A 14,621-nucleotide genomic window follows, 5' to 3' on the forward strand; every position below is an offset into this window, starting at 1 on the left:
GCTCAGTCCTGCTTCTGGGCATAGGCGGCCGCCTGCTGGTCGGCGTGGTAGGAGGAGCGCACCATGGGGCCGCTGGCCACCTGGCGAAAGCCCAGGTCATAGGCCACCTGGGCCAGGTGATCGAATTCCTCGGGGGTGACGAACCGGCTCACCGGCAGATGATGCCGTGAGGGCTGCAGGTACTGCCCCAGGGTGAGCATCTCGCAATCGTGGTCCCGAAGGTCCTTGAGGGTGGCCTCCACCTCATCCATCTCCTCCCCCAGCCCCAGCATCAGGCCCGACTTGGTGGGGATGTGGGGATGGCGTGCCTTGAAGGCCCGCAGCAGTTCCAGCGACCAGGCGTAGTCAGCCCCGGGACGGGCCTGGCGATACAGCCGGGGCACCGTTTCCATATTATGATTGAATACGTCCGGCAGGCCCTTCTCCAGGGTGTCCAGGGCCAGGTCCATGCGGCCACGAAAATCCGGAACCAGTACCTCGATGCGGATATCCGGGCTCAATGCGCGGGTGCGCACCGTGCACTCCACGAAGTGGCCGGCACCGCCATCGCGCAGGTCGTCCCGATCCACCGAAGTGATCACCACATAGCGCAGGCCCATGGCCTGAACCGTGCGCGCCAGGTTTTCCGGCTCCTCGGGATCCAGCGGGTTGGGCCGGCCGTGGGCCACATCGCAGAAGGGGCAGCGGCGGGTGCAGATGTCGCCCATGATGATGAAAGTGGCCGTGCCATGCCCGAAGCATTCACCCAGGTTGGGGCAGGCGGCCTCCTCGCATACGGTGTGCAGATGGCTGTCGCGCAGCACCCGCTTGAGGCGCTGCACCTCCGGGCTGCCCTGGGCCCGGGCACGGATCCACGCGGGTTTGCGCGGCGGACGCTCGGTGGGGGTGATCTTCACGGGGATGCGGGCCACCTTGTCAGCGGCGCGCAGTTTCTCGCCCCGAACGGGGCGCTTGGTGGTGTCGTTCATGGGGGAATCCTGTGCAGTGCCCGGGCCTTGTGGGGCTTGCGGCCGGGGTTTCATGCCTCATTCTAACAGCCCGGGCGCAAGGCGCGGACATGCCCCCGGATCAGGTGGGGGGATTCAGGCCGGGGACGGGCCCTTGAGCATGTCCATCACCTGACGGATCTCCTGTTCTGCCTCCTCGAACAGATCCAGCTTCATTTCGTCGTTGGGGGGCTCCAGGCCCAGCTTCCCGTAGGCAGGCACCTGGTCATAACGGGGAACATTGGCCACGGGCTGCCCCTTGCGGGTGTGGGTGAGCGCATAGAGATGCGCCACGAGCACCACATCGCAATAATCCGGTGGCGCACTGCCATTGCGCTCGAATTGATTCACCTCCCTCACCACGGTGCTCATATCCGGGCCCAGGCCCCAGTCGTTGATCACCAGTTCCCCCACCAGCGGGTGCAGGCGTTTGAGAATCGCGTCGATCTCATGATCCTCCATGGTGGGGTGATTCTGGCCCAGGTAGTCCAGTAGCGGCACCATGCCCACCTGGTGCAGCAGGCCGGCCAGCAGGGCATGCTCCGGGTCAAAGCGGGTGCCGTGGCGTGCCAGTACAAAGCTCAGGGCCGACACCCTCACGCTGCGATCCCATAGTTCCAGCATGCGTCGCTGAAATCCCCGAACCGAGGTCTTGAAGACCTGCTTCATGGCGATACTGATGACCAGTTGACGGGTTGCGGCGTGCCCCAGGCGGGTGATGGCGTCGCGGACGTTGGGCACCGGGGCCGCGCCCCCATACAGCGCGCTATTGGCCGCCTTGATAAGCCCCCCGGTCACGGCCATATCCATTTGCACGATGCGGGACAGGCGGGTGGAATCTATCCTGGGATCGTTGATGGCCGACTGGATCTTGGTGGCCACCTCCGGTAGCGCCGGCAGGGTCAGCTGGCCTGTGACAATGCGCTGATAGAGGCTGGAGAAAACCTCGCTCTCCACATCGGTGAGGGTGGTTTCCTCGATCTCGTAGCCGGCCTCGCTCTGCTGCTGGCTCAGGGTGTCGAACAGGTTGCGATCCACCCGCAGTACCTGGCATTGAGAGAGGGCGACGGCATATTCCTGGAGGCGGCTGGCGCCAAAGATGGGTTGCTGGGCCCGGCGACTGAAGGCCTCCATGACCAGCGGCTGCCCATCGGAGAAGAGGCTCATCTTGCCTTCCAGCAGGTAGAGCATCCAGCGGGCCTGGTCCCCGGCCTGTATCTTGGTGCCGGCCTTCATGGGCAGTTTCTGGGTCTTTCTGGCCAGTTGTTCCAGGGCGGCTGGCTCCAGCTCGTTCAGATAGGCCAGCTTTTCGAGTGTGGCGGTATCGACCGGATCAACCATGGAGCACCTGCCGGATCATCTGCAACTCTCCCTCGGCCTCCTTGAGCACCTCCAGGTTCAGGTCCTCGTCCAGGGGGCCGAGTTCCAGTTTGGCGAAGGCGGGCACCTCATCGGTGCGTGGCAGGGCCTGGCCCTTGGGGGTATCACGCAGCGCGAGCAGCTGGGAGACGATCACCAGGTCGCAATAGTCGGCCTTGGGCCCTTCATCCCGCATCCACTGATCGGCCTGCTCCACCACGGCAATGAGTTCGTCATCCATGCCCCAGTAATTCATCACCAGCACGCCCGCCAGGGCATTGAGCTTGTTGACGGCCTCTTCCATGGCCTCGGGGCTCAGTTCCAGGCGATTCTTGCCGATGAAGTTCAGGATGGGAACGGCGCCAATGCGATGCATCAGCCCGGCCAGCAGGGCCCGGTCCGGATCGAAGCCCCGCAGGTGCCTGGCCAGTACATAGGCAATGGCCGAGACGTTCACACTGTGTTCCCACACCTGGTGAATGCGCTCCCGGACCAGACTGGAGTCGCTCTGGAAGGTCTGGCGCATGGCCAGGTTGAAGGCCAGGGTCTTGGTGGTATTGAAGCCCAGCCGGACCACGGCGTCCCGGATATTGCTGATCTGCTTGGCTGTGCGATACAGGGGGCTGTTGGTGGCATGGAGCAGGGCGCCTGCCACGGCCGGATCCATCTGCACCACCTGAGTGATCTCGTTCACGCCCACACTGGGGTCGTCGGCCATCTTCTGGATGCGCATGGCCACTTCAGGCATGGGGGGCAATTCCAGCTTCTTCTGGGCGGTGGCCAGATAGAGCTGTTGCAGGATGGCCCCTTCCTCCGCCGTGGCCTCGGTATCCACCACCTCGAAGCCGGAGGTGCGTTCCTGGTTGAGCAGGTCGGAGAACGCCTGCTTGTTCACCTTGAGCAGGGTGGAGGGCGTCTCGGCCAGGGCAAACTCCCCCTGCACGCGGTCGCTGAACAGGGGCAGACGTGCGCGATCCGCCCCCCCTTCCACCCGGGTGGGGTTGCCCCGGCAGACCAGGGAGATCAGGCCATCCAGCAGGTAGATGGCATTCTCCCGCTCATCGCTGGCATGCAGCTTGCGGCCCGCCGGTAGCCTGGCGGTCTCCACCTGCCCCAGCAGGCGCCTGAGCCCCTCTTCGGATAACTCCTTGATGGGCGTCAGTGCGCTCAGGTCCTTGACGTCAACGGCGGCGGGCATGGTGGGAGATCCTGGTCTTCTTCATGGGCATGGGTCTGTCATGCGAGGCGCCCCAAGGGGCGGGCAGAGCATTCAGCCAGCCGCCGCCAGGGCCTGATCCAGATCCTCAAGGATATCATCCACGTGCTCCAGTCCAATGGACAGGCGCACCATGTCCTCGGCCACACCGGCCCGTTCCAGCTCCTCCGGGGACAACTGCCGATGCGTGGTGCTGGCCGGGTGGCAGGCGAGGGTCTTGGCATCGCCGATGTTCACCAGACGCACCGCCAGTTGCAGGGCATCGATGAACCGGGCACCGGCCTCGATGCCCCCCTTGATGCCGAACGACAGGATGCTGGCGGCGCGACCCTTCATGTATTTCTGGGCCAGGTGGTGATCCGGGTGATCCTCCAGGCCGGCGAAGCGCACCCAGTTCACCTTGGGGTGATCCTTGAGGAACTGGGCCACCTTCAGGGCGTTGTCGCAGTGACGGTCCATGCGCACCGGCAGGGTCTCGATGCCCTGCATGATCAGGAAGCTATTGAAGGGCGACAGGGCGGCGCCCATGTTGCGCAGCGGCACCACACGGGCACGACCGATATAGGCGGCGGCGCCCAGGGCCTCGGTGTACACCACCCCATGATAGGACGGGTCGGGCTCGCACAGCCCCGGGAACTTCTCCTTGTGCTCTGCCCAGGGGAATTCACCCGAGTCGACGATGGCGCCGGCAATGGTGGTGCCATGGCCGCCCATGTATTTGGTCAGTGCATGCACCACGATATCGGCACCGAACTCGAAGGGACGGCACAGATAAGGGGTGGGCACGGTGTTGTCGGCGATCAGCGGCACACCATGCTCGTGGGCCAGGTTGGCCAGGGCCTCGATGTCCGCCACATTACCGGCGGGGTTGCCGATGGTCTCGCAGAATACCGCCCGGGTGTTGTCATCCATCAGGGCGCGCATGCCGTCGATGTCGCCAGGGGCAGCAAAGCGCACCTCTATGCCATAACGGGGCAGGGTGTGGGCGAACAGGTTGTAGGTGCCGCCGTAGAGGGTGCTGGTGGTGACGATGTTGTGGCCCGCCTGGGCCAGGGTCATGATGGAATACGTCACCGCCGCCATGCCCGAGGCCAGACCCAGGGCACCCACGCCGCCTTCCAGCGCCGTGACGCGCTTTTCCAGCACATCCGTGGTGGGGTTCATGATGCGCGTGTAGATGTTGCCCTGCACCTTCAGGTCGAACAGGTCGGCGCCGTGCTGGGTGTCGTCAAAGGCGTAGGACGTGGTCTGGTAAATCGGGGTTGCCACGGCCTTGGTGGTGGGGTCGGGGCTGAAGCCGGCGTGAACGGCGAGGGTCTCGAATTTCATCGTGTGATTCCGTGAAGGCTAGGAAGGCGGCACCGGCATGATCAGGAGGCGTTCTTGTCGGCTTCTTCCGGCGTGAAGGTGCGTATGGACAGGGCGTGCAGCGTGCCACTGGTGATCTCGTTCATCACGGTGGCGTTGACCATCTGGTGGCGCTTGATGCGCGACTGGCCCGCAAAGGCCTCGCTGATCACCCGGGCCTCGAAATGGCCTTCGCCGCCGGTGACGGAGACCTGAGCATCGGGTAGCCCCGTTTCAATGAGTGTCTTGACCTGGTCGGGCGTCATGGGCTGTTTTCATGGTGTGAATTCAATGGGGTGATCATAGCGGATACCGGTGCCGCGCGTCATGGCGTGGCGCCCTCGTCATGGTCCGCAGGCCAGGCAGAGGTGGGATGGGATGTGCCCGAGACATAGGCCTCGATGACCGGCATGTGCCGCTCCAGGGTGCGGCGCATGAGGGCAGACATCAGGTGTTTGCGGTCCACGTGTTCCACCCAGCCGAAGATGGACAGGCGCAAGTCCTCCAGGGTGTTCACGTTCACATGGATGTCGTGGATCAGGCGCTGATACTCCAGCGGGGTAGGGGCCGTGCCCAGGTCAGAAAAGATCGCCTGCAGGGCCTTCAGCATGGGGCCGGACTGAGGAGGGAGGCCCAGGGCCGCCGGGGTGATCTCGGGGGGCTCGTCCATGTCCGGGTCCACCCAGATGCGAAAGCTCATCTGCTGCAGGGTGTGATACAGCGGCTCATCGGAGATGAGAAACACCAGCAGATTGCGGCGGTGGGCCTTGAGGGTCACGTCACCATAATGCCAAAGCCCATGATGGATGAACTCCGCCAGGCGCAGGTGCTCGGCAAAGGGCGCCCGGTGCAGACGATCCAGGATGAGCACTGCGGGTTCGCCCTCGCTCAGGGCGCAGGCCTCACCCAGCACCCGGTCCACCGGGTCGATGGGTGGCTCGCCGGTGGCCTCCTCGTTCCAGTCCGGGGTGATGCGCACAGGCTCGGGCGAGGGGGGTGGCATGTATTCGTGATACAGGATGTGCTCATGCCCCAGGGTGTGCCCCAGGGCATACCCAAAGGCGGTCCGCCGCCGGCCCTGGGTGCCCTCGATGTTCAGGCAGCGCAGGTGATCCACCCGGGCCGAGAGGAAACACTGAACCGGGTATTCGTAATTCTCGTTGGCGACGAAGCCATGCTCCGCCAGTCGCTGCCTGAAGGATTCCATCACCGAACGGCCTGTCATCCCTCGGCCAGCCGCGCCTTCAGATCCTCGCGCAAGGACTCGATGGCCGGGCGGGACTGCTCCAGGATGTCCTGGTAGCGGTTGAACTCCATCACCCGCACATCATGGATCTTGGGTGTGACCAGAAAATCCGGCGGCTGGTGGCGCATCTTTTCCTGCAGGATGGAGAACTGCATGATCTGGAAGGTGTTGAAGCTGTTGTCGAAGTACGAGGGCGTGTCCATTTTTCCATCCTCGTCGGGCTGGCGCGTGCCCAGCACGTTCACGGCAATCACCAGGTCGCAGTCATCCAGTAGCAGGTCGTAGGGCACGGGGTTGGTCAGGCCGCCATCCACCAGCACACGCCCGTTGTGCGCCACCGGATGGAACAGCCCCGGCATGGCCATGCTGGCCTGAATGGCCGGCCACAAAGGTCCTTCTTCGAACACTGCCTGGGAGCGGTCCCAGTAATCGGTGGCCACCACCTTGAGGGGGATCTTCAATTCCTCGAAGGAATTCACCCCGGTGGCCTTGGCCAGATGCTCCACAAAGGCCTTGGAGCGCAGCAGGCCACCCTTGCCGCCGAACGGTTCGATGAATTCGATCCACCGGGTCCAGCTGCCGTTGAACAGGTCCTCGAACCAGTTGTTGTCTTCGTCGTCGAGGATGAGTGCTTCCATCACCCCCCGCACCTCCTTGGCGCTCATGCCCGAGGCGTACAGCGAGCCCATGATGGCGCCGATGCTGGTCCCGGCGATGCGATGGGGTCGCAGGCCCATTTCTTCCAGCAGTTCAAACACCAGCACATGGGCAACGCCCCGGGCGCCGCCACTGCCCAGTGCCAGGCCGATGCGTGGGGCATCGCCCGTGCCGTTATCACTGGCGGCCAGCGCTCCCACCGGCCCCAGCGCCGGCAGCAGCGAGCCCGCCAGCAGGGCTTTCAGGGCGCGACGTCTGACAGGGTTGATCTCATTCATCAATTTTGCTCGCGTGTGTTGCAGTGCAGGGACATGACAACGCAGATGGCGCGCCGGTGCAATCCCATGGGGTGAAGGTCTGGCAGTGCCGCGTTGATGTTCCGGATGTTGTAATGTTCAGACCATGACGACACTGGAACTGTTCATCATGCCGCCCGCCGGCGGGCTCGTCCTGATCCTGCTGGGCCTGCTGCTCTGGCGCCGCCGGTTGGGGCGGCTGGCGATCTGGCTCGGGCTGGGGGTGCTTTACGTGGCCTCACTGCCGACCGTTTCCTACGCATTGATCCATGGGCTTGAAGCCCGGTCGGGGGCCGTGCCGTTATCCGAGGCCGCTGCCGGCGATGCCCAGGCCATCGTCATCCTGGCCGGTGGCCGCCGTCCCAATGCCCTGGAGTACGGCGGCGAGGATACCGTGAACCGCTATTCCCTCAAGCGGGCCCGCTACGGTGCCTGGGTGCATCGGGAGACCGGATTGCCCATCCTGGTAAGCGGTGGGCGCGTGGGCGGCGATGAGCCCCTGAGCGAAGCGGAGCTGATCGTCAGCCTGCTGGAGAACGAATTCGGCGTGCCCGTGCGCTGGGTGGAGGATGAAAGCCGCAACACCTGCGAGAATGCCCTCTACAGCGCCGAGCGCCTGGCCGAGGGTGGAGTGACTCACGCCCTGCTGGTCACCCAGGCGCTGCACATCCCCCGCGCCCGCTGGTGCTTTGAAAAAACAGACCTTCGGATCACCGCCGTGCCCACCTTCGAACGTCAACCCGACCCTGACGAGGCCTTTGACCTGCGCGGACTGATCCCCCAGGCCAACGCCATGGCCCGCACCCGGTTCGCCTTGCATGAATACCTGGGGTTGGTGTGGTACCAGTACTTCCGGTACCGCTGAAGTCTGCATGGGGACAGATTAAAATCTGTCCCCATTCCTCCCGGCACAACGGGGACAGATTTTAATCTGTCCCCATCCATGCACCTCAAGAAAAGTCACCAGAGCACCGCGCACCACACCCCGGACATTCCCCGCTGGCTCCCAAGCGATCGACGCTGATGCGGTAGCCATCCCGACGAATCAGCGCCGCCCCACACCCGCAACACCAGGTCGTACTACCCTCCACATCATGCACATTCCCGATATACGCATGCTGCACCCCATTGTCCCGGGCAATGCGTCGCGCCCGTTGCAGGGTGGCCAGGGGCGTGCGGGGCAGGTCGGTCATGCGCCAGTCCGGGTGAAAGGCGCTGAAATGCATGGGCACATCCGGCCCCAGTTCATTCACCACCCAGCGCGTCATCGCCTGTAGTTGTTCATCGTCGTCATTGCGACCGGGGATGAGCAGGGTGGTCAGCTCCAGCCAGATATCGGTCTCATGGCGCAGGTAGCGCAGGGTGTCCAGTACCGGCTCCAGATGGCCACCGCACAGGTCCCAGTAAAAGCCCTCGTCAAAGGCCTTCAGGTCCACATTCACCGCATCCATGGGGGCGAAAAAATCCTCCCGCGCCCCGGGGCTGATATAGCCCGCGGTCACCGCCACGCTGCGCACCCCCACCTCGCGGCAGGCCCGGGCGGTGTCGATGGCGTATTCCATGAAAATCACCGGATCGTTGTAGGTAAAGGCCACACTGGCACAACCCTGGTCCCGGGCTGCCTGGGCCAGTTCCTCCGGCGTGGCCCGGGCCTGCATGATGTCCATCTCCCTTGACTTGCTCATGTCCCAGTTCTGGCAGAACTTGCAGGCCAGGTTGCACCCGGCGGTCCCGAAGGAGAGGGTGCGACTGCCCGGCAAAAAGTGATAAAGGGGCTTTTTCTCGATGGGGTCGGCCCGAAAGCCGATGGCGCGGCCATAGGTGGTGAGCACCACCTGATCGTCACTGCGCCCACGCACGAAACACAGCCCCCGCTGCCCCTCGCGCAGTTTGCAGGCCCGGGGGCACACATCGCACTGCAGGCGACCGTCGTCCAGGGCATGCCAGTGGCGGGTGGGGAAGGTGGGTGTTTCCGGCGTGATCCGCATGTGATTTTTACTTTACAAAAAGATATGAAACAAAGTGAAAGTGATGTCTCCCATGTCCCTTGATCGGACGGCTGTTTTATTTTTCCTTATCGCCAATTCGATGCTTGCATTGGGAACAAGTTCACAGGTCAAGAATGTGGTGGAGCATCTATACTACAGATCAAGTGGATTTCGTTCAGAGCGCCTGCGGGCGCTTGAATGCTGCGGAATCTTTTCCGTCAAGAACCTGTCACACAGCTGTGATATGACATGCTCAACACAATCTTGATATCCACCCTCCGTCGCTGCCCGTATTGCCGGCAGTGATCGCACCCCCAGAGGGGCATGGCTGCATCGGCTTTTGAAATGTGCGGTCCAGCCATCATGAGAGATACACAAAGTATCCGGCGGTGAAGCCATTGAGGGCGGATATCCAGCCACCCTATTGGAGGAATCGCCGTGGATACCATCAGACACCCCGCAGTGGCGGGGCAGTTCTACCCCGCCGAAGCCGATGTCCTGAGGGCCTCGGTGCAGGCCTATCTCGACGAAGGGGGGAGGAGACCCCAGCTTCCCACCCCGCGCCCAAGGCCCTGATCGCCCCCCATGCGGGATACATCTATTCCGGGGGTGTGGCTGGTCGCGCCTACGCCACCCTCACACCCGAACGGGCCGCTCAGATCAAGCGTGTGGTGCTGATCGGCCCGGCCCACCGGGTGGGTTTTTACGGAATCGCAGCCCCCAGTGTGGATGGCTTCCAGACCTCCCTGGGCACGGTGCCCGTGGATCAGGACAGCATCGAGAAGGCGGTGAAATCCCCCACCGTGTTCCGCTTCGACGACCCGCACCGCAACGAGCACAGCCTGGAGGTGCAACTGCCCTTCCTGCAGATGCTGCTGGACGACTTCACCCTGGTCCCCTTGGTGGTGGGGAGTGCCACGGGAGAAGAAGTGGCCAGTGCCCTGGAAGATGTCTGGGGCGGTGACGACACCCTGGTGGTGATCAGCTCCGACCTCAGCCACTACCTGGACTACGACACCGCCCGGGAGGTGGACACCCGCACATCGAATGCCATACGCCAGCTGAAGGCCGAGGAGATCCAGCCCGGCCATGCCTGCGGCTACGTGCCGGTGCAGGGGTTGCTGATCAATGCACGACGGCACGGGCTCAGGGGCGAGACGCTGGATCTGCGCAGCTCGGGGGATACGGCCGGGCCCCGCGAGCAGGTGGTGGGCTACGGTGCCTATGCCTTCAGTTGATCTGGACGCGATGGAGCACCGCCTGCTGTTCCAAGTGGCCCGCCGTGCCCTGGGGGGCGCGCAGCCGGAAGACTGCACGCCCCGCGAGACGCTTTCGGAACGCCTGGTAGCACCGGCGGCCACCTTCGTCACCCTGCATCATCAGGCCGCCCTGCGGGGTTGCATCGGCAGCCTGGAGGCGCAGCGCCCCCTGGTGGAAGATGTGGCCCACAACGCCTGGGCGGCGGCCTTTCGTGACCCCCGGTTTCCGCCCTTGCCCGCCTCCCAGGCCGATGAGATCCATCTATCCATCTCCATCCTCGGGCCTGCCGAGCTGCTGCAGGTGGAAGGTGAGGCCGAACTGCTGCAGACCTTGCGCCCTGGCGTGGACGGCGTGATCCTCCATGACGGCCCCCACCGGTCCACCTTCCTGCCCGCCGTATGGGAGCAACTGCCCGATCCCGTCACCTTCATGGCCGCCCTGCGCCAGAAGGCCGGCCTGCCGCAGCGCCACTGGTCGAATTCCCTGAGGCTGTGGCGCTACACGGTAGCGGTGCTGGAAGAGCCAGCAAACGCCTGATGGGCCGCGGCCACCGCACGCCCATGGCCAGTGGGCGCTGCAGCCTGTGCTACGCCCCTTGGCGCGCCGCCCCATTTGGGCTATTCTCCGCCCTCCCATCGGCCCGCTACCAAGCCAGCCCGTGGGATATGCTAGTATCTCCGTTATGCGCCCGTAGCTCAGCTGGATAGAGTACTGCCCTCCGAAGGCAGGGGTCGCAGGTTCGAATCCTGCCGGGCGCGCCATATCCCCTTAAATCAAAGGCTTACAGCCTCTCCATCGGCGCCGAAATGGCCGATGAGTGCTACCCACGCCTGCCAGCACTCGTTTTTGGCCTGTTTGCGGCCATCACTCAGCGAGTCAAGGCCTCCTTTTTCCGAAATGACCCGTTTTGGGCGTGTGCCCGGAATGTGCCCTGGGTGTGCCCGTGGGCGAAAAGAAGGATCCTCATGGGGGGCGGGCATTGAGTCTTAGCCGCATCTGGGCGCGCGCCCTAAATCCGATAACCCCTATCGGATATTCCCAAACCAGCAGGTATCCCCCACCCCCCCCCCTGTCAGGATAAGTGTGTGTGCCGCAGCAATGCGGTTTCGGTTGGTGAGAGCTGACCGGGCAGCATGAGAAGCTGCCGAAGTGATGGCGGAACCGACCCGCCGGAGTCTGTCTGCAGGGACCGGCTCCAAACCACCCTCGAGCGGCATTGGTTGAAGACCGTTGTCGTGAGCGTCGGGGGAGAAGGCACATCCACGTGGTGTGTCAGGTATGGATCGAGAAGACGAGTGCAAACGAATCACTGTTGACGTGTCGAAAATGATTAGGCGACATCAAAACCGGGGGCGACATTTACCCTCGGGACAAATCCACCGGAAGCCTGCTGACTGGGTGGGTGGTGTCCGGCATAGAAGTGGCGTGATCTCGATCTGGGCGCTTCGGCGGAACTGCGGGAACTCAAGTCGTGATGCCAAGGGAGACTGCCAAGTGACACAAAACAAGGCACTGAGTACCGATGTACGACTTGAGGACGGACCGGCCCGTATGAGCGATGAGGCGGCTGTAATGGCTGCGGAGCAAAGGGGCCGGGTTGTTCTGGTCGACCCGATGGTCAACTCCGATTCTGGAGGATGAGCCCTTGATGTCGGCAAAACCGTTTGTGATTCCAAAGCGGCTGATATGGGAAGCCTATCGCCGCGTGAAGGCCAACCGCGGCGCAGCGGGGGTCGATGCGGTTTCCATCGAGCAGTTTGATGAAAACCGAAATGGCAATCTCTACCGGATCTGGAACCGGTTGTCCTCAGGCAGTTATTTCCCGCCTGCGGTCAAAGCGGTCCCCATCCCCAAGAAGTCCGGTGGGGAGCGGATGCTGGGTGTGCCGACCGTCAGCGATCGGATCGCCCAGACCGCCGTCGTCTTGGCCCTGGAACCCGATCTGGAGCGGGTGTTTCACCCGGACTCCTATGGGTACCGGCCGAGTCGCTCGGCCCATGATGCACTCGCAGTGACTCGCCAGCGCTGCTGGCGCCGTGACTGGGTGCTGGAGTACGACATCCGCGGATTGTTTGACAACATCGATCATGCACTGCTACTGCGGGCCCTTCGTCATCATTGTCAGGAGCGATGGATTCTCCTCCATGTGGAGCGTTGGCTGACCGCGCCGATGCAGCGTGCCGATGGAACAGTGATCGAGAGAACGGTCGGCACACCGCAGGGTGGGCCGCTATCACCGTTGCTCGCCAACCTGTTCCTGCACTATGCGCTGGATCACTGGTTGGCCGCGCATCATCCGGAGATCGAGTTTTGTCGCTACGCCGATGATGGCATCTTGCACTGTCACAGCGAGGCCGAGGCACTTCAGATGCGCGAGCATCTGTCGTCTCGGCTGCAAAGCTGCGGGCTTGAACTTCACCCGGACAAGACCCGGGTGGTCTACTGCAAGGACAGCAAGCGACCGGGAACGTATCCGGTTATTCAGTTTGACTTCCTTGGCTACACGTTCAGGCCGCGGCGGATCAGGTTACGCGATGGCACGTTGAAGACGGGCTTTACTCCGGCGGTGAGCCGGACGGCCCTAAAAGCGATGCGCCAACGATTGCGTGACAGTGGGGTGTTCCGGTACAGCCACCATGATCTTCAAGCACTGGCTGACTGGACGGCACCTCGCCTGCGTGGATGGATGCGGTACTACTGCCGCTATCGGGGTTCGGAGTTCCAGACCCTGGCCGACTACGTTGACTTCCTGATCGTTCGCTGGGCAATGCGGAAATACAAGCGCCTGCGAGGGCATAAAACTCGCGCTTACGCATGGCTGGATCGACAGAGAGTTAAGCTCAGATCTGGTGTATGGGGGAAGGAAGTGAAGGTGGCGTATCCTGTTGATTGATCACGACCAAGATCTCAATCAACAAAAGCGGATACGCCATGACCAAGTCTACCCTTCAAGCTGTTTCACAACCAGAACCGCAGGCCACGGATCCGCTGCACGAGCTGCTGCGCCAGGGTGCCCGCGACCTGATTGCCCAGGCGGTCGAGGCCGAACTGGCCACTTTCCTGGCGCAGCATGCCGAGCAGCGCCTCGACGATGGGCGCCAGGCGGTGGTTCGCAATGGCTACCTGCCCGAGCGCACGGTGCAGACCGGGATCGGTGATGTCAGCGTCCAGGTGCCCAAGGTGCGTGACCGCAGTGGCGGTGGCGCCTGCTTCAACAGCAGTCTGCTGCCGCCCTACCTGAAGCGGGCTCGCAGCGTTGAGGAGTTGATCCCCTGGCTCTACCTGAAGGGGGTCTCCACCGGGGACTACCAGGAGGCCCTGAGGGCATTGCTGGGTGAGAAGGCCAAGGGGCTCTCGGCCAACACGGTTTCACGGCTCAAGAAGCAGTGGGAGGATGAGCACACAGCGTGGCGGCAGCAGGACCTGTCAGACCGCCGCTACGTCTACTGGTGGGCTGACGGCATCTACAGCAAGGTGCGCATGGATGACCGCTTGTGCCTGCTGGTGATCATCGGGGTCACGGAGCATGGCCGCAAGGAGCTGGTGGCTGTCGAGGATGGCTTCCGTGAGTCGGCGGATAGCTGGGAGGCGCTGCTGACCCACTTGCGGGAGCGCGGCCTCACCACCGGCCCCAAGTTGGCTGTGGGCGACGGTGCCATGGGGTTCTGGGCAGCGCTGAGCAAGATCTATCCACAGACGGACCATCAGCGCTGCTGGGTCCACAAGACAGCGAATGTGCTCAACAAGCTGCCCAAGTCGGTGCAGCCCAAGGTCAAGTCCGATCTCCAGGAAATCTGGATGGCGCAGACCCGAGAAATGGCTCACCAGGCCTTTGATCGCACCCTGAAACGCTTCGAGGCCAAGTACCCCAAGGCGATGGCCTGCCTGGCAAAGGATCGGGATGAGCTGCTGGCATTTTACGATTACCCTGCGGAGCATTGGGTGCACATCCGAACCACCAACCCGGTGGAATCGACGTTCTCCACGGTTCGCCTGCGGACCAAGCGCAGCCGGAGCTGCGGATCCCGGGCGACGACATTGGCGATGGTATTCAAGCTGCTCCAGAGTGCCCAGAAGCGCTGGAGACGCATCAAGCATTTCCAGAAACTGGAACTGGTCGTCAACAACGTCAAGTTCCAGGACGGAGAGCAAGTAATCGATCAGTCAGACAGGAAGGCCGCCTGACCGCCGTACACCAGATTTGACAATAACTCATCGACAGAAGCGTCGCTCCCCATCGCTGTTTGCTCACTGGAGCGGCCGCGG

General features: G+C 63.1%; 12 protein-coding genes, 1 tRNA gene and 1 pseudogene. 6 read left to right on the forward strand and 8 right to left on the reverse strand.

Going from position 1 to position 14,621, the window contains the following annotated elements; genetic code table 11:
• Nucleotides 1-2: 2 nt before the first annotated feature.
• The 7 genes from lipA to ECTOBSL9_RS06445 form a co-directional block, all read right to left on the reverse strand.
• Nucleotides 3-968 (reverse strand): lipoyl synthase, encoded by a 966-nt coding sequence (lipA, locus tag ECTOBSL9_RS06415; RefSeq protein ID WP_063464370.1) that lies wholly within the window; start codon nucleotides 966-968, stop codon nucleotides 3-5.
• Nucleotides 969-1,082: 114 nt separating this feature from the next.
• Complete coding sequence (locus ECTOBSL9_RS06420) at nucleotides 1,083-2,327, reverse strand: HDOD domain-containing protein (protein ID WP_063464371.1); 1,245 nt, start codon at nucleotides 2,325-2,327, stop codon at nucleotides 1,083-1,085.
• Nucleotides 2,320-3,543: an HDOD domain-containing protein gene (locus tag ECTOBSL9_RS06425; protein ID WP_063464372.1), complete on the reverse strand. Its 1,224-nt coding sequence runs from the start codon at nucleotides 3,541-3,543 to the stop codon at nucleotides 2,320-2,322. The genes ECTOBSL9_RS06420 and ECTOBSL9_RS06425 overlap by 8 nt, the downstream gene beginning before the upstream one ends.
• 72 nt (nucleotides 3,544-3,615) lie before the next feature.
• Nucleotides 3,616-4,890 carry an O-acetylhomoserine aminocarboxypropyltransferase/cysteine synthase family protein gene (locus tag ECTOBSL9_RS06430; RefSeq protein WP_063464373.1) on the reverse strand — a complete coding sequence of 425 codons (1,275 nt, stop codon included), beginning with the start codon at nucleotides 4,888-4,890 and terminating at the stop codon, nucleotides 3,616-3,618.
• Between the two features lie 41 nt (nucleotides 4,891-4,931).
• Complete coding sequence (locus ECTOBSL9_RS06435) at nucleotides 4,932-5,174, reverse strand: BolA family protein (RefSeq protein ID WP_063464374.1); 243 nt, start codon at nucleotides 5,172-5,174, stop codon at nucleotides 4,932-4,934.
• A gap of 59 nt (nucleotides 5,175-5,233) precedes the next feature.
• Nucleotides 5,234-6,133 (reverse strand): hypothetical protein, encoded by a 900-nt coding sequence (locus ECTOBSL9_RS06440; RefSeq protein ID WP_063464375.1) that lies wholly within the window; start codon nucleotides 6,131-6,133, stop codon nucleotides 5,234-5,236.
• Nucleotides 6,130-7,089, reverse strand: coding sequence for a patatin-like phospholipase family protein (locus ECTOBSL9_RS06445; protein WP_063464376.1), 960 nt, complete (start codon nucleotides 7,087-7,089; stop codon nucleotides 6,130-6,132). Before ECTOBSL9_RS06445 ends, ECTOBSL9_RS06440 begins: the two co-directional genes overlap by 4 nt.
• A gap of 124 nt (nucleotides 7,090-7,213) precedes the next feature.
• On the opposite strand from ECTOBSL9_RS06445, the gene ECTOBSL9_RS06450 reads away from it, so the two are divergent.
• Nucleotides 7,214-7,972 carry a YdcF family protein gene (locus tag ECTOBSL9_RS06450; RefSeq protein ID WP_063464377.1) on the forward strand — a complete coding sequence of 253 codons (759 nt, stop codon included), beginning with the start codon at nucleotides 7,214-7,216 and terminating at the stop codon, nucleotides 7,970-7,972.
• A gap of 85 nt (nucleotides 7,973-8,057) precedes the next feature.
• Here the strand turns inward: ECTOBSL9_RS06450 and amrS are convergent, their stop codons facing one another.
• Nucleotides 8,058-9,095: an AmmeMemoRadiSam system radical SAM enzyme gene (amrS, locus tag ECTOBSL9_RS06455; protein WP_063464378.1), complete on the reverse strand. Its 1,038-nt coding sequence runs from the start codon at nucleotides 9,093-9,095 to the stop codon at nucleotides 8,058-8,060.
• A gap of 438 nt (nucleotides 9,096-9,533) precedes the next feature.
• Between amrS and amrB the strand changes: the two are divergent.
• The 5 genes and pseudogenes from amrB (at nucleotide 9,534) to ECTOBSL9_RS06480 (ending at nucleotide 14,540) form a co-directional block, all read left to right on the forward strand.
• Nucleotides 9,534-10,333, forward strand: a pseudogene (gene amrB / locus ECTOBSL9_RS06460) (AmmeMemoRadiSam system protein B).
• Complete coding sequence (gene amrA, locus ECTOBSL9_RS06465) at nucleotides 10,320-10,892, forward strand: AmmeMemoRadiSam system protein A (protein ID WP_063464379.1); 573 nt, start codon at nucleotides 10,320-10,322, stop codon at nucleotides 10,890-10,892. The pseudogene amrB and the gene amrA overlap by 14 nt, the downstream one beginning before the upstream one ends.
• A gap of 147 nt (nucleotides 10,893-11,039) precedes the next feature.
• Nucleotides 11,040-11,116, forward strand: a tRNA-Arg gene (locus ECTOBSL9_RS06470).
• A gap of 887 nt (nucleotides 11,117-12,003) precedes the next feature.
• Nucleotides 12,004-13,248 (forward strand): group II intron reverse transcriptase/maturase, encoded by a 1,245-nt coding sequence (ltrA, locus tag ECTOBSL9_RS06475; protein ID WP_240481109.1) that lies wholly within the window; start codon nucleotides 12,004-12,006, stop codon nucleotides 13,246-13,248.
• Nucleotides 13,249-13,286: 38 nt separating this feature from the next.
• A complete protein-coding gene (locus tag ECTOBSL9_RS06480; RefSeq protein WP_063465985.1) occupies nucleotides 13,287-14,540 on the forward strand; it encodes an IS256 family transposase in 1,254 nt (417 codons plus the stop codon).
• The last annotated feature ends 81 nt before the right edge of the window (nucleotides 14,541-14,621 follow it).

The sequence above is a fragment of the Ectothiorhodospira sp. BSL-9 genome (assembly GCF_001632845.1).
Taxonomy (GTDB): Bacteria; Pseudomonadota; Gammaproteobacteria; order Ectothiorhodospirales; family Ectothiorhodospiraceae; genus Ectothiorhodospira.